The organism is Pseudomonas sp. YQ_6 (genome assembly GCF_043103245.1).
In the GTDB taxonomy this organism is placed as follows: Bacteria; Pseudomonadota; Gammaproteobacteria; order Pseudomonadales; family Pseudomonadaceae; genus Aquipseudomonas; species Aquipseudomonas alloputida.
On the sequence record NZ_JBICJR010000047.1, the window covers coordinates 25,794 to 50,306 of the forward strand.

A 24,513-nucleotide genomic window follows, 5' to 3' on the forward strand; every position below is an offset into this window, starting at 1 on the left:
ACCTCGCGTGGGTGAGTGAAGAGGTGCTGTAGGCTCTGACCGCTGGCAGCTGCCGTTCGCTCAATTATTTTGAACCCCGCGCCTGTGCCCGGCTCTGAACCCTTACCGCCACCAGCCTGAGGGAGCAAGGTCGATGTCACGAAACGAGCCCTTTGAAAGCGTGCCCATGGCGAACGATCACCCGGACCAGGCCATTAGCCTTGCCCAGGCGCTGTTGGCGCCACGCATCGTGATCGAAGACACCCAACCCGTGCTCGACGCCGGCAGCTTCGCCGCCAAGGCCGTCAGCGGCCAGCCCGTGACAGTCAGCACCAAGGCGTACAGCGACGGCCACGACCGCCTGGCGGTGATGCTCAACTGGCGCCAGGCCCACAGCAGGCGCTGGCATTGTGTGCCGATGCAGTCGGCGGGCAACGACCTGTGGCAGGCCGAATTCACCCCCACCGAGCTGGGCCCGCACCGGTTCAGTATCGAGGCCTGGATCGACCCGTTTGCCACCTATTGCCACGATCTGGAGAAGAAGTACCACGCCGGCGTCGAGGTCAAACTGGAGCTGGAAGAAGGCCGTTTGATGCTGGGCAAAGGCATCGAGCTGTGCAGCGGCGCCCTGCGCGAGGAGCTCGAGGCCGTGCAGAACCGCCTGGCCACCCTCAGTACCGATGATCAGGTGGCCGTGTTTCTCGACCCGACCACCGCCCGCCTGATGGGCGAAGCCGAACACCGCAGCTACCTGACCCGCAGCCCTGATTTCCCCCTTGATGTCGACCGCCCGGCCGCCCTGTTCGCCAGCTGGTACGAGCTGTTCCCGCGCTCGATGACCGACGACCCGCAGCGTCACGGCACCTTCAACGACGTGCACGAACGGCTGCCGATGATCCGCGACATGGGCTTCGACGTACTGTACTTCCCGCCCATCCACCCCATCGGCATGCAGCATCGCAAGGGCCGCAACAACGCCCTCAAGGCCGAGCCGGGCGACCCGGGCAGCCCCTATGCCATCGGCAGCCCGGAGGGTGGCCACGATGCCATTCACCCGCAACTGGGCAGCCGCGATGACTTCCGTCGACTGGTGGCTGCGGCGGCGGAACACGGCCTGGAAATTGCCCTCGATTTCGCCATCCAGTGCTCCCAGGACCACCCCTGGCTCAAGGAGCACCCGGGCTGGTTCAGCTGGCGCCCGGACGGCACCATCCGCTACGCCGAAAACCCGCCGAAAAAGTACCAGGACATCGTCAACGTCGATTTCTATGCGCCAGAGGCCGTGCCTTCGTTGTGGCTCGCCCTGCGCGATGTGGTGGTCGGCTGGGTCGAGGAGGGCGTCAAGACCTTCCGCGTCGACAACCCGCACACCAAGCCGTTGCCGTTCTGGCAATGGCTGATCGCCAATGTGCGCAGCCAGCACCCCGACGTCATCTTCCTCGCCGAAGCCTTTACCAAACCGGCGATGATGGCGCGCCTGGGCAAGGTCGGCTACGCACAGAGCTATACCTATTTCACCTGGCGTAACCACAAGCAGGAGCTGCGCGAATATTTCGAGCAGCTCAACCAGCCGCCGTGGAGCCAGTGCTACCGGCCCAACTTCTTCGTCAATACACCGGACATCAACCCGTTTTTCCTGCACACCTCAGGCCGCGCAGGTTTCCTTATCCGTGCCGCGCTGGCGACCATGGGCTCAGGCTTGTGGGGCATGTATTCGGGCTTCGAGCTGTGCGAGGGCACGCCGTTGCCGGGCAAGGAGGAGTACCTGGATTCGGAGAAGTACGAAATCCGTCCACGCGATTTCACCCAGCCCGGCAACATCATCGCCGAGATCGCCCAGCTCAACCGTATTCGCCGGCAGAACCGCGCCTTGCAAACCCACCTGGGCGTGGCCTTCTTCAATTGCTGGAACGACAACATTCTGTACTTCGCCAAGCGTACGCCCGAGCGTGACAACTACATCCTGGTGGCCGTCAGCCTCGACCCGCACAACGCCCAGGAGGCGCACTTCGAATTGCCACTGTGGGAGTTGGGGCTGGACGACAACGCCGAAACCCAGGGTGAAGACCTGATGAACGGCCACCGCTGGTCCTGGTACGGCAAGACCCAATGGATGCGCATAGAGCCCTGGCACCTGCCGTTCGGCATCTGGCGCATCGAGAAAGCCCGTTAACAAGGCTCAGACTGTGCCCCCCGTAGGAGCGGGTTTACCCGCGAACACCGGCGAAGCCGGTGCCATGCACCTCGGCACCGCGCTGTCATCTTCGCGGGTAAACCCGCTCCTACGGGGGATCGAGCAAGCTCGGATGTCTGTGCATGCAATTGAAAGGAGTCGCACATGGCCAAGCGTTCCCGCCCGGCAGCCTTCATCGACGACCCGCTGTGGTACAAGGACGCCGTCATCTACCAACTGCACATCAAGTCGTTCTTCGACTCGAACAATGACGGCATCGGCGACTTCGCCGGGCTGATCAGCAAGCTCGACTATATCGCCGAGCTGGGCGTCAACACCCTGTGGCTGCTGCCGTTCTATCCCTCGCCACGCCGTGACGACGGCTACGACATTGCCGAATACAAGGCCGTGCACCCCGACTACGGCAGCATGGCCGACGCCCGCCGTTTCATCGCCGAGGCCCACAAGCGCGGCCTGCGGGTGATCACCGAGCTGGTCATCAACCACACCAGCGACCAGCACCCGTGGTTCCAGCGCGCCCGCCACGCCAAGCGCGGCAGCAAGGCGCGCGAGTTCTACGTGTGGTCGGACGACGACCAGAAGTACGACGGCACGCGCATCATCTTCCTCGACACCGAAAAGTCCAACTGGACCTGGGACCCGGTCGCCGGCCAGTACTTCTGGCACCGGTTCTACTCCCACCAGCCGGACCTCAACTTCGACAACCCGCAGGTGCTCAAGGCGGTGATCGGCGTCATGCGCTTCTGGCTGGACCTGGGTGTAGATGGCCTGCGGCTGGACGCGATCCCTTACCTGATCGAGCGCGACGGCACCAACAACGAAAACCTTGTCGAAACCCACGACGTGCTCAAGGCGATCCGCGCCGAGATCGATGCCAACTACCCCGATCGCATGCTGCTGGCCGAAGCCAACCAGTGGCCGGAAGACACGCGCCCGTACTTCGGCGAGGGCGACGGCGACGAATGCCATATGGCCTTCCACTTTCCGTTGATGCCGCGCATGTACATGGCCTTGGCCATGGAAGACCGCTTCCCTATCACCGACATCCTGCGCCAGACCCCGGAAATCCCGGCCAACTGCCAGTGGGCGATCTTTTTGCGCAACCATGATGAACTGACCTTGGAAATGGTCACCGACCGCGAGCGTGATTACCTGTGGAACTATTACGCCGAAGACCGCCGAGCGCGCATCAACCTAGGCATTCGCCGGCGCCTGGCGCCCCTGCTGCAGCGTGACCGTCGGCGCATAGAGCTGCTGACCAGCCTGCTGTTGTCGATGCCCGGCACGCCAACCCTGTATTACGGCGACGAACTGGGTATGGGCGACAATATCTATCTGGGTGACCGCGATGGCGTTCGCACACCCATGCAGTGGTCGCCAGACCGCAACGGCGGTTTTTCCCGCGCCGACCCGCAGCGCCTGGTGCTGCCGCCGATCATGGACCCGCTCTACGGTTACCAGACCGTCAACGTCGAGGCGCAAAGCCACGATCCGCATTCGCTGCTGAACTGGACCCGGCGCATGCTGGCGGTGCGCAAGCAGCAGAAGGCCTTTGGTCGCGGCAGCCTGCGCACCCTCACACCCAGCAACCGGCGCATCCTTGCCTATATCCGCGAGTACACCGACGCCGACGGCAATACCGAGGTCATCCTCTGCGTGGCCAACGTGTCCCGCGCCGCCCAGGCTGCCGAACTCGAATTGTCACAATACGCCGACAAAGTACCGGTGGAGATGCTGGGTGGCAGCGCGTTCCCGCCAATCGGCCAACTGCCGTTTCTGCTGACCTTGCCACCTTATGCGTTCTACTGGTTCCTGCTGGCCAGCCGCGATCGCATGCCCAGCTGGCACATCCAGCCCACCGAGGGGTTACCCGAATTGACCACATTGGTACTGCGCAAGCGCATGGAAGAACTGCTGCAAGCCCCCGCAAGCGATACGCTGCAAAGCACCATCCTGCCGCAGTACCTGCCCAAGCGCCGCTGGTTCGCCGGCAAGGAAGGGCCGATCGATGCCGTGCGCCTGTGTTACGGCGTGCGTTTCGGCACCGCCACCACGCCGGTGTTGCTCAGCGAAATCGAGGTGCTCAGTGACGGCACGGCCACCCGCTACCAGCTGCCGTTCGGCCTGCTGCGTGAGGAACAGATTCATACCGCGCTGCCGCAGCAGCTGGCGTTGTCGCGGGTGCGCCGTGCCCACCAGGTTGGCTTGATTACAGACGCCTTCGTCCTCGAGCCGTTCATTCACGCCGTGATGCAGGCCTGCCAGGATGGCCTGCGTCTGCCGTGTGGCGACGGTGAGGACGGTGAGGGTGAATTGCGCTTCGAATGCACAGAGCAACTGGCCGGCCTGGCGCTCGACGAGGAGAGCGAAGTGCGCTACCTCAGCGCCGAGCAGTCCAACAGTTCGGTGGTCATCGGCGACCGCGTGGTGCTCAAGCTGATCCGCCGGGTCAACCCGGGTATCCATCCAGAGCTGGAAATGAGTGCCTACCTGACCGCCGCCGGTTTTGCCAATATCTCGCCGCTGCTGGCCTGGGTCAGCCGGGTGGACGAGCAACACGCGCCGCACCTGCTGATGATTGCCCAAGGTTACCTGAGTAACCAGGGCGACGCCTGGGGCTGGACTCAGAACACGCTGGAAAGGGCCATCCGCGACCAGATGGAGCCCACCCGCAACGACGCCGAAGCGCACACTGACGCCCTGGCCGAACTCAGCGGCTTTGCGGCCTTGCTTGGCCAGCGCCTGGGCGAGATGCACCTGCTGCTGGCCGCACCCACCGAAGACCCGGCCTTCCAGCCGCGCCCCAGCGATGCGCAGGACAGCGAGCGCTGGTGTGTACAGATCAGCACTGAACTGACCCACGCCCTCGACCTGCTGGCCCAGCACCGTGACACCTTAGACCGCGACAGCCAGGCCTTGGTCGACGACCTGCAGCAACAGCGTGACGGCCTGGCCCAGCACATCGACACCCTGAGCAAGCAGGCTCAGGGGGGCCTGCTGATGCGTGTACACGGCGACCTGCATCTGGGCCAGGTGCTGGTGGTGCAGGGGGATGCCTACCTCATCGATTTTGAAGGCGAACCCGCCCGGCCCCTTGAAGAGCGCCGGGCAAAACACAGCCCCTACAAGGATGTCAGCGGCGTGCTGCGATCCTTCGACTATGCTGCTGCGATGATCTTGCGCAGCGCGTCTGCGGTGGACCTTTCCGAACCGGCGCGGCAAGCCCGGCAGCGGGTTGCCCGGCAGTACCTGCACCAGTCCCGGCATGCCTTTGTCGAAGCCTATGGCCTGGCCACTGCCGCCATGCCCCACGCCTGGCAGCACGCCGAGGGCGAGCGCGCGGCGCTGGAGCTGTTCTGCCTGGAAAAAGCCGCCTACGAGATTACATACGAAGCCGAAAACCGTCCGAGCTGGCTGGCCGTGCCTTTGCATGGTCTGCATGGACTGATCAGTACCTGGGGAGAGTCAGAATGAACGTTACAACGCGTGAAAACGGTGGCCTTCGGCAACGGGACCTCGACGCCCTGGCCCGCGCCGAACACGCCGATCCTTTTGCGGTACTCGGCCCCCACGGCGACGGCGCAGGCGGGCAGCTGGTCCGCGCCTTTCTGCCCAATGCCCTGAAAGTGCACATTCAGGCCCGGGAGGACGGGCGAGTCCTTGCCGAAATGGAGCAGGGCAGCCTGCCCGGGTTGTTCAGCGCGCACCTCGATAAGGCACAGCCCTATCAGCTTCACATCGTCTGGGCCGGTGGCGAGCAGGTTACCGAAGACCCCTACAGCTTTGGCCCGCAATTGGGAGACATGGACCTTCACTTGTTCGCGGAAGGCAATCACCGCGATTTGTCCGGGCGCTTCGGTGCCCAGCCGACTCAGGTCGATGGCATCGACGGCGTGTGTTTCTCGGTCTGGGCGCCGAATGCCCGGCGGGTGTCGGTGGTGGGTGATTTCAACAACTGGGATGGCCGCCGTCACCCCATGCGCCTGCGCCACGGTGCCGGGGTGTGGGAGCTGTTCATTCCGCGTCTGGGCGTGGGCGAAACCTACAAGTTCGAAGTACTCGGCAAGGACGGCATACTGCCGCTGAAGGCCGACCCGCTGGCCCGTGCCACCGAGCTGCCGCCGAGCACGGCGTCCAAGGTAGCCGGTGAACTCAGCCACGCCTGGCAGGACCATGACTGGATGGCGCAACGCGCCCAGCGCCATGCCTACAACGCGCCGTTGTCGATCTACGAGCTGCACCCAGGGTCATGGCGCTGCGAGCTGGACGAAGCGGGGGAAATCGGGCGTTTCTACAATTGGCGCGAACTGGCCGAGCGGCTGGTGCCCTATGTGCAGGAACTGGGCTTTACCCACATCGAACTGCTGCCGATCATGGAGCACCCGTTCGGCGGCTCCTGGGGCTATCAACCACTGTCAATGTTCGCGCCCACCTCGCGCTATGGCAGTGCCGAGGATTTCGCCGCGTTCATCGACGCCTGCCACCAGGGAGGCATTGGTGTGCTGCTGGACTGGGTGCCGGCGCATTTTCCCACCGACGAACATGGCCTGGCGCGCTTCGATGGCACTGCGCTCTACGAATACGACAACCCCCTGGAGGGCTACCACCAGGACTGGAACACGCTGATCTACAACCTCGGGCGCAATGAAGTGCGCGGCTTCATGATGGCTTCGGCGCTGCACTGGTTGAAGCATTTCCACATCGACGGCCTGCGCGTCGATGCGGTGGCCTCGATGCTGTACCGCGACTACTCGCGCAAGGCTGGCGAATGGGTACCCAACCGCCACGGCGGGCGCGAGAACCTGGAAGCCATCGACTTCATCCGCCACCTTAACGGCGTGGCTGCCCACGAGGCCCCTGGCGCGCTGATCATCGCTGAAGAGTCCACCGCCTGGCCCGGGGTCAGTCAACCTACCCAACAGGGCGGCCTGGGTTTTGCCTACAAGTGGAACATGGGCTGGATGCACGACACCCTGCACTACATTCAGAACGACCCGGTGCACCGCACCTACCACCACAACGAGATGAGCTTCGGGCTGATCTATGCCTATTCCGAGCACTTCATCCTGCCCATTTCCCATGATGAGGTGGTGCACGGCAAGCATTCGCTGATCGACAAGATGCCCGGCGACCGCTGGCAGAAGTTCGCCAATCTGCGCGCCTACCTCACCTTCATGTGGGCACACCCGGGCAAGAAGCTGCTGTTCATGGGCTGCGAGTTCGGCCAGTGGCGTGAGTGGAACCACGACAGCGAACTGGACTGGTACCTGCTGCAGTATCCCGAGCACCAGGGCGTGCAGCGCCTGGTGGGTGACCTCAACCGCCTGTACCGCGAAGTGCCGGCGCTGCACGAGCAGGATTGCCAGCCGCAGGGCTTCCAGTGGCTGATCGGTGACGACGCACAGAACAGCGTGTACGCCTGGCTGCGCTGGAGCAGCAGCGGCGAGCCGGTGCTGGTGGTGGCCAACTTCACCCCGGTACCCCGTGAGGGCTACCGCATTGGCGTGCCGTTCGGCGAGCGTTGGCAGGAGTTGCTGAACAGTGATGCCGAGCTGTATGCCGGGTCGAACGTGGGTAATCTGGGGGCAGTGGCCAGTGAGCCAGTGGCCAGCCACGGGCAGCCATTATCGCTGGCCCTGAACCTGCCGCCGCTGGGGGTGTTGATCATGAAGCCCGCCTGATCGGTTGGCTGTGCTGGCCCCTTCGCGGGTAAACCCGCTCCTACACATACCGCACCCGGCGGTGACCCGTGTAGGAGCGGGTTTACCCGCGAAGAGGCCGGCCCTGCCTACCACCGCATCCGCACCCCAAGGCTGCCGATCAGCCCGTTCAGGTCATTGTCGTCCACATCACTGCTGTAATCGGCGCTGACGAACAAAGCAACCGAAGGCGTCACCCGCGCCACCAGCCCCAAGCCTAACTCCACCGTGGTCGAGTAGCGCGAACTGGAGATCTTGTCGACCTCGTCCAGCTTCACCTCATTGGCATTGCTGAAGTCATACCACACGTTGGTCCGCACATAGGGTTCGATGGGCATGCCGCGCACTTCGTAGCGCCCGGACAACTTGGCACCGACCCGGCCGCTCCAGCTCGGCTGGCTGTCAAAGGCTTGCAAGGTCTCTTCCTGCACCTGGTTGCCAGGGAAGAACTGCTGGTTGATCAACTGTGCCTGGGGCTCGATGACCCAGTTGCCACCCAGGCGGATCGGGTAACCGCCCTCTACCGAGAAGGTCATTGCGTGGCCACTGTCGTCCAGGCGCTGGCCGTTTTCGCCACGGCCCATCACGTCGATCCGCGAGCCCATGGCCACGGCATCCAGGTGCCAACCCTGTTCATGGGTCATGCTCCAGTACACCCCCAGGCTTTCACCGCTCAGGTTCACCGCTTTGCGCTGCTTGTCGCCCAGCAGAGGGCGCGCGCCTTTGAAGCTGCTTTGCAGGTTGTTGTGCCCCACGAAAATCCCAGCGCGGTGCACATCGCCTGCTGCTGTTTCACGCACGAACAGGTCCGGGCCGATCATCAGTTGCTGGCTGGGCGCCTCCAGCTGTGCCGGGGGCAGCGCGCGGCCGCGCGCACTGGTGGGGAAGAACTGCGCCCACTGACTGGCAATCAGGTCGGGTGCCGGCTGCTGGTGGCGTTCGCTCATCTGCTGCGAAAACGCATTGAGGGTGCCCAGACTCAACCCACTGGCACTGAGCGGGTCGAGCGACAGTTGCGCCTCCACGGGTTGCTGCAGAAAGCTGGGGGAGGTGGGGTCACCCTGCAGTTCGTACGCGATCGTTTCCACCGGGGTTGCCAGAAGCAGCGACGTGGAAACCGCGTAGAAAATGCCGTCGAAGCGCAAGGGGTTCGAGTTGCTTTTCATGGCGGATCTCCTTTGTTTTTGTGGTGCAGCCCGAGAGACCTGGCCTGTTGTCACGAGCTGTACGGCAAAAACAGTGGGCGACCCAAACCAGCACGCCAGCTATCGCAAACGCGCACGAAGGCGCGAGCTAGAGGCCCGGCGCAAGTTTTTTACAGCTTGGTACTGTTCAGCTAAGGAGAGGTCGCCGCTTGCGTCAAGAAAGCGTGAAGGAAGTGTTCAAAGTGCGTCGTAACGCTCAACCTGTTGTTTTATCGGTAAAAACAGCAGGGCATAGCGGGGATCGCTATTTGCCGTGCCGTGGCTATGAAGAATGATTGCTAAAGTCGCACTTCAACGGCCAGCGGGAGGTGATCTGACAGGTGTGACCAAGGTTTGTGCCCCAGAATCCGCGGCCCATGGCTTTCGGCATTACGCAGGTAAATGCGGTCCAGTCGCAGCAGTGGCAGGCGGGCAGGATAGGTGCGGGCGAGGTGGCCGTGGTGGCGTTCGAAGGCTTCGTGCAAGTCGCGTTGCAGGCCAAGGGTGCGGTTGCCATGGCTTTTCCAGTCGTTGAAGTCGCCGGCGATGATCACCGGGGCGTTGGCCGGCAGGGCGTCCAGCAGTTTACGCAGCAACTGCAGCTGCTTTTGCCGGTGGCTTTCCAGCAACGACAGGTGCACGCAGACCGCATGCACCTGGCCTTGCCCCGGCACCTCCAGCACACAGTGCAACAGGCCGCGGCGTTCGGGGCCGGTGATCGACACGTCCAGGTTGCGGTGCTCGATGATCGGGTATTTGGACAGCAACGCATTGCCGTGGTGGCCGTCAGGGTAGACCGCGTTGCGGCCATAGGCAAAGTCGCTCCACATGCTGTCGGCGAGGAATTCGTACTGCGAGGTCTGTGGCCAGCCGGGATAGCGCGCGGCGTGGCGGTCGTGGCTGCCTAGCACTTCCTGAAGGAAGACAATGTCGGCCTGGGTGCTGCGCACAGCCTCGCGCAGCTCTGGCAAGATAAAGCGCCGGTTGAAGGCGGTGAAGCCCTTGTGGGTGTTCACCGTCAGTACCCGCAGGCGTTTCACGGCTGGGGCCTGGCTGACGCTGGCGAAACCATTACTGCCGGCTTCGAGGCTCACAAATCCTCCTGAAAGTAACCCTGCCTTACTGTCGCCGCTAAAACCTGTGGCAGCGGGCATGCCCGCTCCCACAGGTATGGCGTAGCGATCAAAACGTAAGACCTGCCTGGGTTATCACGGTTCACTCATCGTCGCGCTGCAACACCATCAGCAGCATCGATCGGCCCTTCACCTCGAAGGTACTGTCGAACTGCAGGTGCTGCCCCTTGCGCAACTCCGGCCGGTCGGTATCGACCAGGCAGCTCCAGTAATCGCCTTCGGGCACGGCCGGCAGCTTGAATGGCACCACGTCATGGTGGGCATTGACGATCAGCAGCACGGTGGCCTCGGCACCTGGCCGGGCAATACCGCTGACCTGTGCCCGACCATCTATCAGCATGCCCAGGCAACGCCCGTGTGGGTCTTCCCATTGCTCAACACTCATCTCGTTGCCATCGGGAGCCAGCCAAGTCACGTCCTTGACCCCAATTGCCTCATTGTAGTCACCCACCAGGAAGCGTGACCGGCGCAGCACCGGGTAGGCCAGGCGCAGGCGGGTCAGGCGTTTGACGAAAGCCAGCAGCTCCTGGCCTTCCTCGTCCAGGTCCCAGTTCACCCAGCCGATCTCGCTGTCCTGGCAGTAGGCATTGTTGTTGCCGTGCTGGGTGCGGCTGAATTCGTCACCTGCAACGATCATTGGCGTGCCCTGGGCCAGCAGCAGGGTGGCGAAGTAGTTGCGCATCTGGCGCATGCGCAGGGCATTGATCCCCGGGTCGTCGGTCGGCCCTTCGACGCCGCAGTTCCAGGACAGGTTGTTGTCGGTGCCGTCCTGGTTATTTTCGTCGTTGTCTTCGTTGTGCTTGTGGTTGTAGGACACCAGGTCGCGCAGGGTGAAACCATCGTGGGCGGTGATGAAGTTGACCGAGGAATAGGGCCGGCGCCCGCGGTTGTTGAACATGTCGCCCGAGGCGGTCAAGCGGGCGGCAAAATCGGCCAACTGGCCTTCGTCACCTTTCCAGAAGGCGCGTGCGGTATCGCGGAAGCGGTCGTTCCATTCCGCCCAGCCCGGGGCGAAGTTGCCTACCTGGTAGCCGCCGGGGCCGCAGTCCCATGGTTCGGCAATCAGCTTGACCTGGCTCAGCATCGGGTCCTGGCGGCAGGCGACCAGGAAGCCATGACGCTCGCTGTAGCCATCGTGGTAACGGCCAAGGATGGTCGCCAGGTCGAAGCGAAAGCCATCCACGTGCATTTCGCCGGCCCAGTAGCGAAGCGAGTCGGTAACCAACTGCAGCACGCAGGGGTGGCTCAGGTCCAGGGTGTTGCCGGTGCCGGAGTCGTTGATGTAGTAGCGCTTGTCGTCCGGCATCAGGCGGTAGTACGAGGCGTTGTCGATGCCGCGCATCGACAGGGTCGGGCCGCGTTCGTTGCCTTCGGCGGTGTGGTTGTAGACCACGTCCAGGATCACCTCGAGCCCGGCGTCGTGCAGGTGCGCGACCATCTCCTTGAACTCGGCGATCTTGCCGCTGGCCAGGTAGCGCGGGTGTGGGGCGAAAAAGGCGATGCTGTTGTAGCCCCAGTAGTTGTTCAGGCCCTTGTCCAGCAGGTGCTGGTCGTTGACGAAGGCGTGAATCGGCAGCAGCTCGATGCTCGACACGCCAAGGTCCTTGATGTGTTTGAGCAACTCGTCGTTGGCCAGGCCTGCGAAGGTGCCGCGCAGTTTTTCAGGCACAGCCGGGTGGCGCATGCTGATGCCGCGGGCATGCGCTTCATAGATGATCGTGCGCTCCCATGGGATCTGCACGCGCTGGTCGCGGCCCCAGGTGAACGCCGGGTCGATGACTTTGCATTTGGGCACGAAAGGCGCGCTGTCGCGCTCGTCGAACGACAGGTCACCGTCGGGGTGGCCGATGGTGTAGCCGAACAGTGCCTCGGACCATTTCAGGCTGCCGACCAGTTGCTTGGCGTACGGGTCGATCAGCAGTTTGTTGGGGTTGAAGCGGTGGCCGTTTTCCGGCTCGTAGGGGCCATACACCCGGTAGCCATAGACCAGGCCGGGGTGAGCGTCGGGGAGGTAGCCATGGTAGATCTCATCGGTGTATTCGGGCAGCTCTATGCGCTCGATTTCCTGTTCGCCGGTGGAGTCGAACAGGCACAGCTCGACCTTGGTGGCGTTGGCCGAGAAGAGGGCGAAGTTGACCCCAAGGCCATCCCAGGTGGCGCCGAGGGGGAAGGGCATGCCTTCGCGGATGCGCGATGGTGCGACCGAGCGGGTTTTCTTTGGGGTGCGGGGGCTCATGACGATCCTCGAGTGGCCGTGATGGAAGGGGAATCGGGCTGTCCTGCATGGGCCTCTTCGCGGGTAAACCCGCTCCTGCATGCACCTGTGATGAACCTGTAGGAGCGGGTTTACCCGCGAAGAGGCCAGGACAGGTTTAACTGGCAGTAGGCTTTTTCACCGCCCGGGGCTTTTTCGCTGCAGCGGGTTTAACCCCCGGCAGGGCAGCCGCCTTGGGTTCGGCAGGCGGCTTCGGCTTGGCCGCTGCTTTCTTGCGCGGGGCTGCCTTGGGCGCCAGCGCTTCGGCCTCGGCCAGCTTGCGGGCCATTTCCCAGTGGCGTTCTTCCTCCCCTACGGGCTTACCTTCGGATTCCCAGATCTGGTAGGCAAATTCGCGAATACGCTTTTCATCGACACTCATCATGACGCTCCTGATGCTCAAGATTTTTGTATCAACACATTGACCGGAAACTCCGCCAGCACGGCGCTCAACGGCAACTCCTTTGAAGAGCTGACCGCCGCACAAGCGAAAAGTCCCGTCGAGTTGGCAGGTGACAAGGCAAACGGCAATACCAGCCGGGTGTCGTCCCAGTTCTGCGCCGGGATCAACGGTGTAGCGGCACCTCCGAGCAGGCTGCTGGCCAGGCGGGGGGCGACGACGATGGCGTGCTCGCCTTCCCCCAGGCGAGCAAAGGCAATGACCTTGTCAGCGTGCCGGCCCTGTACGGTCAGTGGCAGGTAGGCACCGCGGCGGAACAGCTCGGCATGGGCCTGGCGGCAGTCCAGCACGCGGGCGATCAAGGCCTGCTTGACACGGCCGTCACGCCATTGCGCCAGCAGCTCGGCTGCCGGCGTGTCGTCCAGCGTGCGACGCCTCGAAGCGTAGTCCACGGCGCGGCGGTTGTCCGGGTCGACCAGGCTGAAGTCCCAGTATTCGTTACCTTGGTACAGGTCGGGCACACCGGGTGTGGTCATGCGCAACAGGGCCTGGACCAAGCCATTGAGTGCGCCGGGGCAGGCCAGCAGCTGCGCCGCGTCGGCCAGTGACTTGCGCAGTTGCTGGTTCTCGCTGTCCAGCAGCAGGCCGTCGAGGTAATGAGCACAGGCGCCTTCGTAGGCCTCGTTCGGTGCACTCCAGCTACTGCGCAGCTTGCCCTCGCGCAGGGCCTTCTGCTGCCACTGGCGAACACGCTCGGCGTATTGGCGCAGGGCATTGTCGTCGTTCAGGTCGAGGTCCAACGGCCAACTGCCGAGCAGGGTTTGTAGCAGCATCAACTCGTCGCCGGGGCTGGGTGCCAGCCCGTCGTCCAACTGCGCGCGCAGGGGGGCGGCCAGCTCACGCCAGTGCTCCACCCGGCTGGCCAGCCACGTGCCGCGCTCGCTGAGTACAGCCAGGCGTGCCCGCGTGTCTTCGCCGCGCTTGTGGTCGTGGGTGGCGGTGGTCAGCAGGTTGTCGGGGAAATCGCGCAGGCGCCGCTGGGCCTCGTTGTGGAAATGCATGGTCGGGGCGCTGAAGCGCTCGGCCTCGAAACCCACGTCGTTACGCGACAGCAGCCGCGCGCTGCGGTAGAAGGCGGTGTCTTCCACGGCTTTGGCGGCGCTGGGCGCTGTCAGTTGCTGGAAGCGCACGCAGGCGTGGCGCAGTTGCTTGCGGGCGCGCCCCGGTGGTAGATGCCGCCAGGCTTGCCCGCCCAGCCACCGTTCAAGTTGGTCCAGTAGCGGCCAGTCAGCTTCGGCAAGGTCTTGCCGTGCGTTGGTCAGGGCCTGCTGGAAGAACGTTTCGTCCTGCGCCGGGCGCCCGCAGGCATTGAAGTAGGTTCGGTAAACCGGGTAATGCGCCACCAACGCCTGCAAGGCCCGGCGAATCGCGCCCAGGGTCAGGTCACGGGTCATCAGGTCGTTGCGCGCGACCTGCAACAGTGCCTGGGCCACCGATTCGCAGTCACCGGCCAGGCTGGCGTTGAGCACCAGGTGACGGGCCTGGCGCACTTCTTCGGTGAACGCCGGGCGCTCGCTGACGTTGCTCCACAGTTCGCTCAGCGGCGCTTCGCCGGCCGGATCATGCTGCAGCAGCGACACCTGGTTCATGAACTCGTAGCCAGTGGTGCCGTCGGTAAGCCAGTCGCGGTGCAGGTGCTCGTCGGCACCCAGGATCTTTTCCACGTACAGAGGGAAGTGCTCCAGCCCTGCATCCAGCGGCCGCCGCGCCAGCAGGCTATCAACCCGCCGGCGCAGTTTGCGGCAGTAGCCACGCGGGTCGGCAAGGCCGTCTATATGGTCGATGCGCAGGCCGTCCACCAGGCCGCGTTCGATGAGTTCGAACAGCTTGGCATGGGTGGCTTCGAACACCACGGCGCGCTCCACGCGCAGGCCGCCCAATTCGTTGATGTCGAAGAAGCGCCGCCAGTTGATGTCGTCGGCGGCGGTGCGCCAGCTGGCCAGGCGGTAAGTCTGGCGCTCCAGCAGCAGGTGCAGGCGCTTGAAACCGGCCTCGCTGCGGCTGTCGAAGGCCACCAGGGCCGATTCGAGGTCGGCACCTTCGCGCACCAGACGTGCCAGTTCGGCTTGTAGCGGTAGGCTATCGGCCAGCGGGGTGGCCGAGTCGCCCAAAGCAGTGAAACGTTCGGCCAGAGCCTTAAGCGCAGGCTCTGGGCTGAGCGCGAGAATCCAGCCGTAATCGACCGGGCAGATCGGGAAACGATGCGCGTAGTGGGCCACTTGCAGCAGCCCCTGCTGTTTGTCGAACTGCAGCGGTATTTCACCATTCTTGAGCGCCACGCCGTAGTCGCTGCCAAGGAACGGCAACAGCAGTTGCCCGGCCAGCAGCGGGTCGCTGGAGTGCCACTGGATGTCGAAGAACTCGGCATACGGGCTGCGCCGTCCCCAGGCCAGCAGGCTTTGCCACCAGGGGTTGTCGGCACCGCCCACGGCCATGTGGTTGGACACCGTGTCGAGGATCAGCCCCATGCCATGCTGGCGCAGGGCGGCGACCAGGCGCTCCAGCGCGGCCTCGCCGCCCAGCTCCGGGTTGACGCAGGTAGGATCGACCACGTCGTAGCCATGGCGCGAGCCAGCGCGGGCCTTGAGGATGGGCGAGGCATACAGGTGGCTGATGCCCAGCTGGGCGAAATATGGCACCAGCGGTACGGCGTGATCGAGGGTGAAGTCGCTGTGAAATTGCAGGCGCAGGGTCGCGGTCAGTGGCTTCATCGGTCGCGCTCCCACGCCTGTTCACGGGCCTGGGCCAGCAGCTCCAGGCGCCGTGCGGCATCCTCGTCGTCGAGCAGTTCGCGTACGGGGCGGGCAAAGCGCCGCCGCCAGTTGGGATGGCCATTGGTGGTGCCCGGCAGGTTGGGTTGCTCGTCGCAGCCCAGCAGGTCTTCCAGTGGAACCAGCACCAGCGGCGCACGGGTATGGCCAACGAAGCGGATGGCCGCATCGATCAGCGCGTCGTTGTCCTTCAGTTCGCCGTAGTTGGCCTCCAGGATGCGGCGCAGGCCATCGCGTTCTTTCTGACGCTCGTGTCGCCAGTGCAATTCGGCAGCAGCATCAATCAGTTGCAAACGGTGTCTCCAGTCGATGTCGCGGTTTGCCAGCCAGCCTGCCAGTGGCGCCAGGTCGTGGGTGCCGGTTGTGGCCAGGGCATTGTCTGGCCAGTCGAGAATGGGCTTGAACTGGCCCGGCTGGGTCTGCTCGAAGGGCAGCACGCGCATGCCCAGCACCGCTTTCTCGGCCAGCTTTTCGCGCAAGCTGTCGGGCACGGTGCCCAGGTCTTCGCCGAGGATGATCGCCTGGTGACGCACCGACTCCAGCGCCAGCAGGCGCAACAGGTCGTCTAGCGGGTAGTCGAGGTAGGCGCCCTCGCTGGGTTTGGCCCCCTGCGGGATCAGCCATAGCCGGCGCAGGCCCATCACATGGTCGATGCGCAGGCCGCCAGCGTGGGCGAGGTTGGCCCGAAGCATCTCGATGAAGGCGCGATAGCCATTGCGCTTGAGGCCCTCGGGCGAGAAGGCGCAAATGCCCCAATCCTGCCCGACGTGGTTGAGGATGTCGGGCGGCGCACCCACGCTCAGGCCGGCCAGCAGTTCGTCCTGGCGGCTCCAGGCCTGGCTGCCGGCACCGTCGGCACCCACCGCCAGGTCGGCGATCAGGCCCACGGCCATGCCGTTGCTGCGGGCCGCTTCGTGGGCACGTTGCAGGCCACGTTCGGTCAGCCACTGGCAGAACGCGTGGAACTCGACCTTGGCCGGGTAGGCATTGGCTAAAGCCTCCACTTCCGGGTGGTAGGGGTCATGCCAGGCTTTGGGCCAGTTGCGCCAGTCGGCACCGAGGCCGTGCTCCACCGCCTGGGCCTGCAGCACCTCGAAGCGGCAGTGGTGCTCCAGGGTCTGGCCGCCGGCTTCGCGGAAGCTGTCAAAATCAGTGCGTAGCGGGTGGTCGCCTTGGCTGAAGCCTTGGTAAAGCGCTTCAAGCAAACGCAGCCGGGCGCTGGCGGCGCGCGGCCAGTCGACCAGAGGGCGTTGCTCCAGCTCTTCGAGTTGTTGCTCCAGCCCGCAGGCTTCGATGGCCATGCGCACCTCCCGTTCACCCAGCAGGGCCGCGGGGCTGGTGTACAGGGTGTTGAGCAGCAGGCGACTGGAAGGTGAGTAGGGGCTGTAGTGTTCCTGGTCGATGGCCGACAGGGCGTGAATCGGGCTGATAGCCAAGGCATCGGCGCCGCGCTCGGCGGCCGAGCGGGCCAACTGCTCCAGCGCCAGGCAGTCGCCGAAGCCACCATCGCCGGGGCGGCGCAGGCTGTACAGCTGCACTGCCAGGCCCCAGCAGCGTGGTGGCGGCTGTTGCACCTTGTCTTCCAGGCTGTGGCAGCGTGTTGGCGCCACCGCCACGGTGAAGCGGCGGCTGTCGATTTCCACCTGGTGATAGCCGATGGGCAGCTCGCCGGGCAGGCGCGCCTGGTCATCGAGGCTGAGGGTGACCGAGGTGTGATCTTCCAGGGTGCAGTGGGCCACGCTGGCGGCACTGAAGTAGCGCGACAGCGCCAGCGGCTGGCCTAGGTCGGCGGTCAGCAAGGGCGGCAGGTGTTCGCTGTCTTCGGCGGTTTCCACCGCACGCAGGCTGGCGGCAACGTCCGCGTCATCGCCGGCCGGGTGGCCAAGGCCTTCGAGGATGCTGCGCAGCACGTCGTCGCTGACACGCTGGGGCCTGGCATTGGCGTCAATCCAGTCGCGGCTCAGCCCGACGCTGGTTGCCAGACGGTGCAAGGCGGTTTCGCTCATGGGCGCTCCAGGGCAGGGGGAAGCAGGCTGACCACGCAGCTGTAGGCAGCCAGGTGGGTATCCGGGTGGCGGGTGTCGCTGCTGTCGAACAGCCGTGTGGATGGCGCGGGCAGTTCGACCGCCTGCGGGGTGTCGGCCAGGTTCAGGTCGATGCGCAGTGTGTTGCCATTGCCCAGCCGCCAGCGCGCGGTCAGCGCTTTGTCTGCGTGCACCTCGGCGCCCAGCGCACGGCTGCCGGGCAAGTGCGGGATGACGTGGCGGCGGCGCAGGTCGAGCAGTTGCTGGTAAAGGCCGTGCCAGCCGGCGATCACCGCCTTGTTCTGCGGGCGTGAAGAGGCGAAGGTCTGTTCGGCGTTGGGGTCGGGAATGTGCTCACGCTGCTTGGGGTCGGCGAACGCGGCGAAGTGGGCGAACTCGCCACGACGGCCTTCGCGGACGGCGTCGGCCAACGCGTCATGGAAGTCGGTAAAAAACAGGAACGGCTGGCAGCTGCCGGCTTCGTCGCCCATGAACAGCAGCGGAATCATGGGTGTCAGCAGCAACAGGCCGGTGGCTGCACGCAAGGCTGGCACGGGGCACAGCCGGGTCAGGCGCTCACCCAGCGCGCGGTTGCCGATCTGGTCGTGGTTCTGCAGGAACAACACGAAGGCGCTGGGCGGCAAATGCCCGCTGGGTTCGCCGCGTGGTTTGCCATGCCGGTTGGCCTGGCCCTGGAACACGAAACCTTCGCCAAGGCACCGTGCCAGTTGGTCGATGGGGCGATGCTGGTAGTCGGCATAGTAACCTTCGGTTTCACCGGTCAGCAGCACGTGCAGGGCATTGTGGCCGTCATCGTTCCACTGGGCGTCGTAACCCTGTTCCAGCAGGCCCGCCTGGTTGTGCTCGTTCTCCAGCACCAGCCACACGTGCCGGCCCGGTTCTACGGCGGCGCGCACCCGTTGGGCCAGCTCGATCAGGAAGTCGGGCTGGTCGATGGCATGCACGGCATCCAGGCGCAGGCCGTCGCAGCAGTAGTCGCACAGCCACATCAGGGCGTTCTGGATAAAGTACTCGCGCACCTGCGGGCGGCGAAAGTCGATGGCCGCGCCCCAGGGTGTCTGCCGGTCTTCACGGAAGAAAGGGCTGGCGTAATGGTGCAGGTAATTGCCGTCGGGTCCGAAGTGGTTGTACACCACATCGACCAGCACCATCAGCCCGTGGCCGTGGGCCTGGTCGACCAGTGCGCACAGCTGCTCGGGGCGGCCGTAGGTATTCTGTGGGGCGTATGGCAGTACGCCGTCGTAGCCCCAGTTGCGTTCTCCGGGAAACTGCCCCAGCGGCATCAACTCGATCGCGCTGATGCCCAGTTCGGCCAGACGCGGCAGTTCCCGGGCAACCCCGGCGTAACCCCCGAGCAGGCCGACATGCACCTCCTGGATCACGGCCTCATGCCAAGGTCGGCCTTGCCACGGGTGTTGCCAGGCGTAACCGGCCACATCCACTACCTGGCTTGGCCCGTGTACGCCGTCGGGCTGATAGCGCGAGGCAGGGTCGGCCACCTGCAGCTCACCGTCGATACGGTAGTGGTAACGGTCACCGGCCTGGCATGGCGCCACGCCGCTGTACCAACCCTCATCATCCGGCAGCAGTTCGATGGCCGGCTGCCGCTCCAGTTCTACGCTCACGCTGCGCGCATCCGGCGCCCAGAGGGCGAAGCGCGCCGACGTGGCGTCCAGCAAGTGTGCGCCATGTCTGTGCATCTTCCGACCCCCGCTCAGTAGTGGCTCAGTTGTGTCTGCTTGACCAGGTCCTCGTACAGGCGGGCATAGGGTTCAACCGCCTGGCACCAGTTGAACGGTTGGGTCATCGACAGGCAGCGCATGGCGTTCAGCAGGTCCTTCTTGCCGTAAACGTAGAAGGCGCGGCTGAGTGCCTCGCGGTAGCTCTCGACGGTGGACTCGTTGAACAGGAAGCCCGTCACCCCGCACTCGATGGTGTCGGCCAGGCCACCGGTATTGCGTGCCACCGGCAGCGAGCCGAAGCGTTGTGCGTACATCTGGCTGAGGCCACACGGCTCGTAGCGCGACGGCATCAGCAGGAAATCGCTGCCGGCGAACATGCGCCGGGCATCGGTTTCATTGAAGCCGATACGCACACCGATGCGGCCCGGGTGACGCAGTGCCAGCTCGCGCATGGCCTGTTCCTCTTCCGGCTCGCCGCGGCCGATGATCGCGATCTGCCCGCCTTGCTCGACGATGTAGTCGGCCACCCCCAGGGTCAGGTCCAGGCCCTTTTGATAGACCAGCCGCGACACTACGGCGAATAGTGGGCCTTCGGAATCTTCCAGGCCGAACAGCTCGCGCACCTCCTGGGTGTTACGCGCTTTGCCCTCCCAGTCATTGATGCTGAAGTTGTGTTGCAGGTGCTTGTCGGTAGCCGAGTCCCAGCTTTCGTCGATGCCGTTGGGAATGCCACCGAGCAGGCCTTGCTGGGCCTTGCTGGCGAGGAAACCGTCCAGACCGCAGCCGAATTCCGGGGTGGTGATTTCCCGGGCATAGGTGGCGCTGACTGTGGTGATGTGGCTGGAGTAGGCCAGGCCGGCCTTGAGGAACGACAGCTTGCCGTAGAACTCCATGCCTTCTTGCTGCATGGCATGTTCGGGTATCGCCAGCTCCGGGCTGCAGCCGCGGCTGTACACACCTTGGTACGCCAGGTTGTGGATGGTGAATAGCGTGGGCGTATTCAGGCCGCGCCAGTGCATGTAGGCCGGGGCCAGGCCGGCGGGCCAGTCATGCGCGTGCACGACTTCCGGCGTCCAGTGGATCTTGCCTTCGCCGGCAGCGATTTCTGCGGCAGCCAGGCCCAGGCGGGCGAAGCGGATGTGGTTGTCGGGCCAGTCGCGGCCATTGTTGGCACCATAGGGTGTGCCGTCGCGCTGGTACAGTTCGGGGCAGATCAACACATAGATGACCAGGCCGTCGGCCATGTCCATGCGCCCGATCTTGCATGGCGGCAGGGCCGCATGACCGCCCAGTTCACCCACGATATGTATAGGGTTATCGCTTTCCATCACCTGGCGGTAGCCGGGGATGAGGACCCGCACATCGTGCAGGTGCGCCAGGGCACGGGGCAGGGCCGCGGACACGTCACCCAGGCCACCGGTTTTCACCAGGTCGGCGATTTCCGAGGTCACGAACAGAATCTTGCGCATGTTCGGGTTGTGCTGGCGCTGGGCGCCGGGTGCCTTGCCTGTCGTGGCGAAGTCCGGGGTGAGCGGCTCGCGGTTATCCGGTTTGAAAGCGTCTACGTGAGGCTCGACAGCGGCACTGATCATACTTCTCTCCGTCCCTATGCTTGGTCGGGTGCTGGCACCCGTGGCGATGTTTCGTGCTGGTTCTCTCTAGTTTGAATCTGCTTAGTGCGTTCCATGCCCCAGGGTCGTGCGCGCAGGCACTACGCGATCAGCATTCCGGCCGAAGGCGCTTGGACTGGTTGTGGTGTGTGGGCCGAGGATCGGGAATAGCCCAATGCGTCTGGCCTACTTATGTTCATGACCTGCCGGGTTTCCTGAAAGTTCGACTTTTTTGGGGTCACTCTTCCGTTGAGCAAATGGCGGGCCGAAAACCGAGTGTAGGAGAGAAAGTGCTAAAAAGGTGACCCACTGGTCACTATTGTTATGTGCGCAATAGACGCAAACGTTGGCGTTTGTGAGGGGTTGTGAAAAGGGGTGGGCGAGTGTGGGGCAGAGGGGTTTCGAGCTGCGCCAAATTGTGGCTCGTTACGCGCCATGCACCTTTTGGGTGCGTAAGCGTAAGCATGGCTTTAGGCTGCGAAGAGGCGGGTATGGGCGCAGGATTCTGCTTCAGTGCAGGCCCTTTTGGGCACAAAGCCGCTTCGGTTGCCCGATAGGGTTCAAAGACGGCGACTGGATTCAGGATCGGGTGGGAGCCATGCAGCTCCCACAGGCGGCAAGGGAATCGATCAGAGGCTGACAGCTTTATCGCCAGCGCGCTGTTGCGCCAGCAGCAAGTTCAACTGGGCGACCTGCTGACGCAGCTGGTCACGTTCGTCCTTCAGTTTACGCAGCTCATCACGGCGCACGGAGACATAGAGGGTCTGGGGTGGGGTTGCTGGCATCAATGTACCCATGAGCACACCTCGCGGTTTTGGCTGGTGACAAGTCAAAGCGTAGACGCTTCACGCGGGGCGCATTCTGAATTCTTTCACCGGGTTTGGGAACTTTTTTGTTTATTGTGGTCTTGCCGTTCGTCGCTGAACCCTCGGGCGGCATGCTGGACTAATCTGAAAAGCTGGACTGTCGTCATCCATTTCGAAAAGGGAGCATTGGCTCATGCAACTGGGAATCATCGGGCTGGGCCGTATGGGCGGGAATATCGCAAGGCGCCTGATGCGCGCCGGTCACCGCACCGTGGTGCACGACCGCAACCGTGAAGCCATCACCGGCCTGGAAGGCGAAGGCGCCCAGGGCGCGCATGACCTCGGTGCACTGGTACAAAAGCTGAAAGCGCCGCGCGCGGTATGGGTGATGCTGCCGGCTGGGGACGCCACTGAGCAGACCATCGCCCAGCTGGCCGAAATGCTGGAGCCGGGCGATGCGATCATCGACGGCGGCAACACCTTCTACAAGGACGACATGCGCCGCGCCGCCGAACTGGCCAAGCGCGGCCTGCATTACCTGGACGTCGGGACTTCCGGCGGCGTGTGGGGCCTGGACCGCGGCTACTGCATGATGATCGGCGGCGAAAAGGACGTGTTCGAGCGCCTTGAACCGCTGTTCAAGGCGCTGGCGCCGGGCGTGGGCGACATCCCGCGTACCCATGGCCGCAACGGCGAGCATCAGCGTGCCGAGCACGGCTACATCCATGCCGGCCCACCGGGCGCCGGGCACTACGTGAAAATGGTGCATAACGGCATCGAGTACGGCCTGATGCAGGCCTATGCCGAAGGCTTCGACCTGCTGCGCAGCAAAGGCGGCAACGAGCTGCCCGAAGACCAGCGCTTCGACCTGAACGTGGCCGAAATTGCCGAAGTGTGGCGACGCGGCAGCGTGGTGACCTCGTGGCTGCTCGACCTCACCGCCGATGCGCTGGTGGCCGACCCTCAGCTGTCGCAATTCAGTGGCTCGGTGTCCGACAGTGGCGAAGGCCGCTGGACCATCGACGCCGCCGTCGAGCAGGCGGTGCCGGTGCCGGTGTTGTCCAGCGCACTATTCGCGCGCTTCCGTTCGCGCCAGCAACAGGGCACCTACGGTGACAAGATCCTCTCGGCAATGCGCCTGGGCTTCGGTGGCCACGTCGAGAAGAAAGGCGAATGACTAAACAGACCCTTGCGGCCGCCCCCCCTTGTACCCTGTTCCTGTTCGGCGCCAATGGCGACCTGGTCAAGCGCCTGCTGATGCCCGCGCTTTACAACCTCAGCCGCGACGGTTTGCTGGACCGTAACCTGCGCATCGTCGGCGTTGACCATAACCCGGCCAGCGCCGAAGAATTCGTCGCGCGCCTGCACGCGTTCATGGTCGAGCGTGACAAAGGAAGCGAGGGCAGCGCCAAGTGCCTGGACGAGAAGCTATGGGCCCGCCTGGCCAAGCGCCTGGATTACCAGACGGGCGACTTTCTCGATCCGGCCACCTACCAGGCCCTGGCCAGGCGCATCGACAAGACCAGCCACGGCAATGCCATCTTCTATCTGGCCACGTCACCACGCTTCTTCCCCGAGGTGGCGCAGCGCCTGGGGCAGGCCGGCCTGTTGGACGAGTCTGCCGGCGGCTTTCGCCGGGTGGTGGTTGAAAAACCGTTCGGCACCGATCTGGCCAGCGCCGAGGCGCTCAACGCCTGCCTGCTGAAGGTGATGGGCGAGCGGCAGATCTACCGCATTGACCATTACCTGGGCAAAGAGACGGTGCAGAATATTCTGGTCAGCCGCTTTTCCAACGGCTTGTTCGAATCGTTCTGGAACAACCACTATATCGACCACGTGCAGATCACCGCAGCGGAAACTGTCGGTGTCGAGACCCGTGGTGCCTTCTATGACAGCACCGGCGCCCTGCGCGACATGGTGCCCAACCACCTGTTCCAGTTGCTGGCGATGGTGGCCATGGAGCCGCCGGCCGCGTTCGGCGCCGATGCGGTGCGCGGTGAAAAGGCCAAGGTGGTCGGCGCTATCCGCCCATGGTCGGCAAAAATGGCCCTGAAGAATTCCGTACGAGGCCAGTACAGCGCCGGCAAGCAGGGGCGCAAGCCGTTGCCAGGCTACCGTCAGGAGGCCAACGTCGCGCCGGACAGCCAGACCGAGACCTACGTGGCGCTGAAAGTGATGATCGACAACTGGCGCTGGGCCGGCGTGCCGTTCTACCTGCGCACTGGCAAGCGCATGAGCGTGCGTGACACCGAGATTGCCATCTGCTTCAAGCCCGCACCGTATGCGCAGTTTCGCGAGTCGGAGCTGGAACGGCCCAAACCCAACTACCTGAAAATCCAGATCCAGCCCAATGAGGGCATGTGGTTCGACCTGCAAGCCAAACGGCCCGGGCCAGAGCTGGTGATGGAGAATGTCGAGTTGGGTTTTGCCTACAAGGACTTCTTCAAGATGACCCCGGCCACTGGCTACGAGACGCTGATCTATGACTGCCTGACCGGTGACCAGACCCTGTTCCAGCGGGCTGACAACATCGAAAACGGCTGGCGAGCGGTGCAACCGTTTCTTGATGCCTGGGCCCAGGGTGGCGAAGTGCATGAGTACTCGGCTGGCGAAGACGGGCCTGAGGCCGGCAATGAATTGCTGACCCGCGACAAGCGGGAGTGGCACCGGTTGGGGTGAGAGGTTTGCAAGCCTGT

The 24,513-nt window shown here is 64.1% G+C and carries 15 protein-coding genes; 6 read left to right on the top strand and 9 right to left on the bottom strand.

Annotation, left to right across the window (positions count from 1 at the left end; genetic code table 11):
• Positions 1-133 precede the first annotated feature (133 nt).
• From ACF8FG_RS15035 to glgB, 3 genes are all read left to right on the top strand, one after another.
• Entirely contained in the window at positions 134-2,152 is a 2,019-nt protein-coding gene (locus ACF8FG_RS15035; RefSeq protein WP_135198416.1) for an alpha-1,4-glucan--maltose-1-phosphate maltosyltransferase, read from the top strand.
• Between the two features lie 165 nt (positions 2,153-2,317).
• Positions 2,318-5,647 (top strand): maltose alpha-D-glucosyltransferase, encoded by a 3,330-nt coding sequence (treS, locus tag ACF8FG_RS15040; RefSeq protein ID WP_019438081.1) that lies wholly within the window; start codon positions 2,318-2,320, stop codon positions 5,645-5,647.
• On the top strand, positions 5,644-7,854 hold the full coding sequence (glgB, locus tag ACF8FG_RS15045; RefSeq protein ID WP_014590342.1) for a 1,4-alpha-glucan branching protein GlgB: 2,211 nt from the start codon (positions 5,644-5,646) through the stop codon (positions 7,852-7,854). Before treS ends, glgB begins: the two co-directional genes overlap by 4 nt.
• Positions 7,855-7,961: 107 nt before the next feature.
• On the opposite strand, the gene ACF8FG_RS15050 is transcribed toward glgB, so the two are convergent.
• Entirely contained in the window at positions 7,962-9,038 is a 1,077-nt protein-coding gene (locus tag ACF8FG_RS15050) for an autotransporter outer membrane beta-barrel domain-containing protein (RefSeq protein ID WP_014590343.1), read from the bottom strand.
• Positions 9,039-9,226: 188 nt separating this feature from the next.
• Between ACF8FG_RS15050 and ACF8FG_RS15055 the strand changes: the two genes are divergently transcribed.
• Positions 9,227-9,352, top strand: a complete 126-nt coding sequence (locus ACF8FG_RS15055) for a hypothetical protein (protein WP_256677223.1) — start codon at positions 9,227-9,229, stop codon at positions 9,350-9,352.
• A 3-nt stretch (positions 9,353-9,355) separates the two neighbouring features.
• Here ACF8FG_RS15055 and ACF8FG_RS15060 read toward each other — a convergent pair whose 3' ends face one another.
• The 8 genes from ACF8FG_RS15060 to ACF8FG_RS15095 form a co-directional block, all read right to left on the bottom strand.
• The gene (locus ACF8FG_RS15060) at positions 9,356-10,150 is read right to left on the bottom strand and encodes an endonuclease/exonuclease/phosphatase family protein (protein WP_003251297.1); all 795 of its coding nucleotides are present in this window, start codon (positions 10,148-10,150) and stop codon (positions 9,356-9,358) included.
• Positions 10,151-10,271: 121 nt separating this feature from the next.
• Positions 10,272-12,425 (bottom strand): glycogen debranching protein GlgX, encoded by a 2,154-nt coding sequence (gene glgX / locus ACF8FG_RS15065; RefSeq protein ID WP_019437494.1) that lies wholly within the window; start codon positions 12,423-12,425, stop codon positions 10,272-10,274.
• A gap of 136 nt (positions 12,426-12,561) precedes the next feature.
• Positions 12,562-12,828: a DUF2934 domain-containing protein gene (locus tag ACF8FG_RS15070; RefSeq protein WP_019437010.1), complete on the bottom strand. Its 267-nt coding sequence runs from the start codon at positions 12,826-12,828 to the stop codon at positions 12,562-12,564.
• 14 nt (positions 12,829-12,842) lie between these two features.
• Positions 12,843-15,614 carry a malto-oligosyltrehalose synthase gene (locus tag ACF8FG_RS15075; protein WP_014590347.1) on the bottom strand — a complete coding sequence of 924 codons (2,772 nt, stop codon included), beginning with the start codon at positions 15,612-15,614 and terminating at the stop codon, positions 12,843-12,845.
• The gene (malQ, locus tag ACF8FG_RS15080; protein WP_318078977.1) at positions 15,611-17,680 is read right to left on the bottom strand and encodes a 4-alpha-glucanotransferase; all 2,070 of its coding nucleotides are present in this window, start codon (positions 17,678-17,680) and stop codon (positions 15,611-15,613) included. The genes ACF8FG_RS15075 and malQ overlap by 4 nt, the downstream gene beginning before the upstream one ends.
• Positions 17,677-19,419 carry a malto-oligosyltrehalose trehalohydrolase gene (gene treZ / locus ACF8FG_RS15085; RefSeq protein WP_019437012.1) on the bottom strand — a complete coding sequence of 581 codons (1,743 nt, stop codon included), beginning with the start codon at positions 19,417-19,419 and terminating at the stop codon, positions 17,677-17,679. The genes malQ and treZ overlap by 4 nt, the downstream gene beginning before the upstream one ends.
• 14 nt (positions 19,420-19,433) lie before the next feature.
• Entirely contained in the window at positions 19,434-20,993 is a 1,560-nt protein-coding gene (glgA, locus tag ACF8FG_RS15090) for a glycogen synthase GlgA (protein ID WP_014590350.1), read from the bottom strand.
• A 647-nt stretch (positions 20,994-21,640) separates the two neighbouring features.
• A complete protein-coding gene (locus ACF8FG_RS15095; protein ID WP_003251280.1) occupies positions 21,641-21,808 on the bottom strand; it encodes a DUF6026 family protein in 168 nt (55 codons plus the stop codon).
• Positions 21,809-22,010: 202 nt separating this feature from the next.
• Between ACF8FG_RS15095 and gnd the strand changes: the two genes are divergently transcribed.
• Positions 22,011-22,994, top strand: a complete 984-nt coding sequence (gene gnd, locus ACF8FG_RS15100; RefSeq protein ID WP_014590351.1) for a phosphogluconate dehydrogenase (NAD(+)-dependent, decarboxylating) — start codon at positions 22,011-22,013, stop codon at positions 22,992-22,994.
• Entirely contained in the window at positions 22,991-24,496 is a 1,506-nt protein-coding gene (gene zwf / locus ACF8FG_RS15105) for a glucose-6-phosphate dehydrogenase (RefSeq protein ID WP_014590352.1), read from the top strand. The genes gnd and zwf overlap by 4 nt, the downstream gene beginning before the upstream one ends.
• The last annotated feature ends 17 nt before the right edge of the window (positions 24,497-24,513 follow it).

Bases quoted from the DNA above. Each gene is read 5' to 3' on its own strand.
- ACF8FG_RS15035 (WP_135198416.1), top strand. From the start codon at position 134: ATGTCACGAAACGAGCCCTTTGAAAGCGTGCCCATGGCGAACGATCAC.
- treS (WP_019438081.1), top strand. From the start codon at position 2,318: ATGGCCAAGCGTTCCCGCCCGGCAGCCTTCATCGACGACCCGCTGTGG.
- glgB (WP_014590342.1), top strand. From the start codon at position 5,644: ATGAACGTTACAACGCGTGAAAACGGTGGCCTTCGGCAACGGGACCTC.
- ACF8FG_RS15050 (WP_014590343.1), bottom strand. From the start codon at position 9,038: ATGAAAAGCAACTCGAACCCCTTGCGCTTCGACGGCATTTTCTACGCG.
- glgX (WP_019437494.1), bottom strand. From the start codon at position 12,425: ATGAGCCCCCGCACCCCAAAGAAAACCCGCTCGGTCGCACCATCGCGC.
- ACF8FG_RS15070 (WP_019437010.1), bottom strand. From the start codon at position 12,828: ATGATGAGTGTCGATGAAAAGCGTATTCGCGAATTTGCCTACCAGATC.
- ACF8FG_RS15075 (WP_014590347.1), bottom strand. From the start codon at position 15,614: ATGAAGCCACTGACCGCGACCCTGCGCCTGCAATTTCACAGCGACTTC.
- malQ (WP_318078977.1), bottom strand. From the start codon at position 17,680: ATGAGCGAAACCGCCTTGCACCGTCTGGCAACCAGCGTCGGGCTGAGC.
- treZ (WP_019437012.1), bottom strand. From the start codon at position 19,419: ATGCACAGACATGGCGCACACTTGCTGGACGCCACGTCGGCGCGCTTC.
- glgA (WP_014590350.1), bottom strand. From the start codon at position 20,993: ATGATCAGTGCCGCTGTCGAGCCTCACGTAGACGCTTTCAAACCGGAT.
- ACF8FG_RS15095 (WP_003251280.1), bottom strand. From the start codon at position 21,808: ATGGGTACATTGATGCCAGCAACCCCACCCCAGACCCTCTATGTCTCC.
- gnd (WP_014590351.1), top strand. From the start codon at position 22,011: ATGCAACTGGGAATCATCGGGCTGGGCCGTATGGGCGGGAATATCGCA.
- zwf (WP_014590352.1), top strand. From the start codon at position 22,991: ATGACTAAACAGACCCTTGCGGCCGCCCCCCCTTGTACCCTGTTCCTG.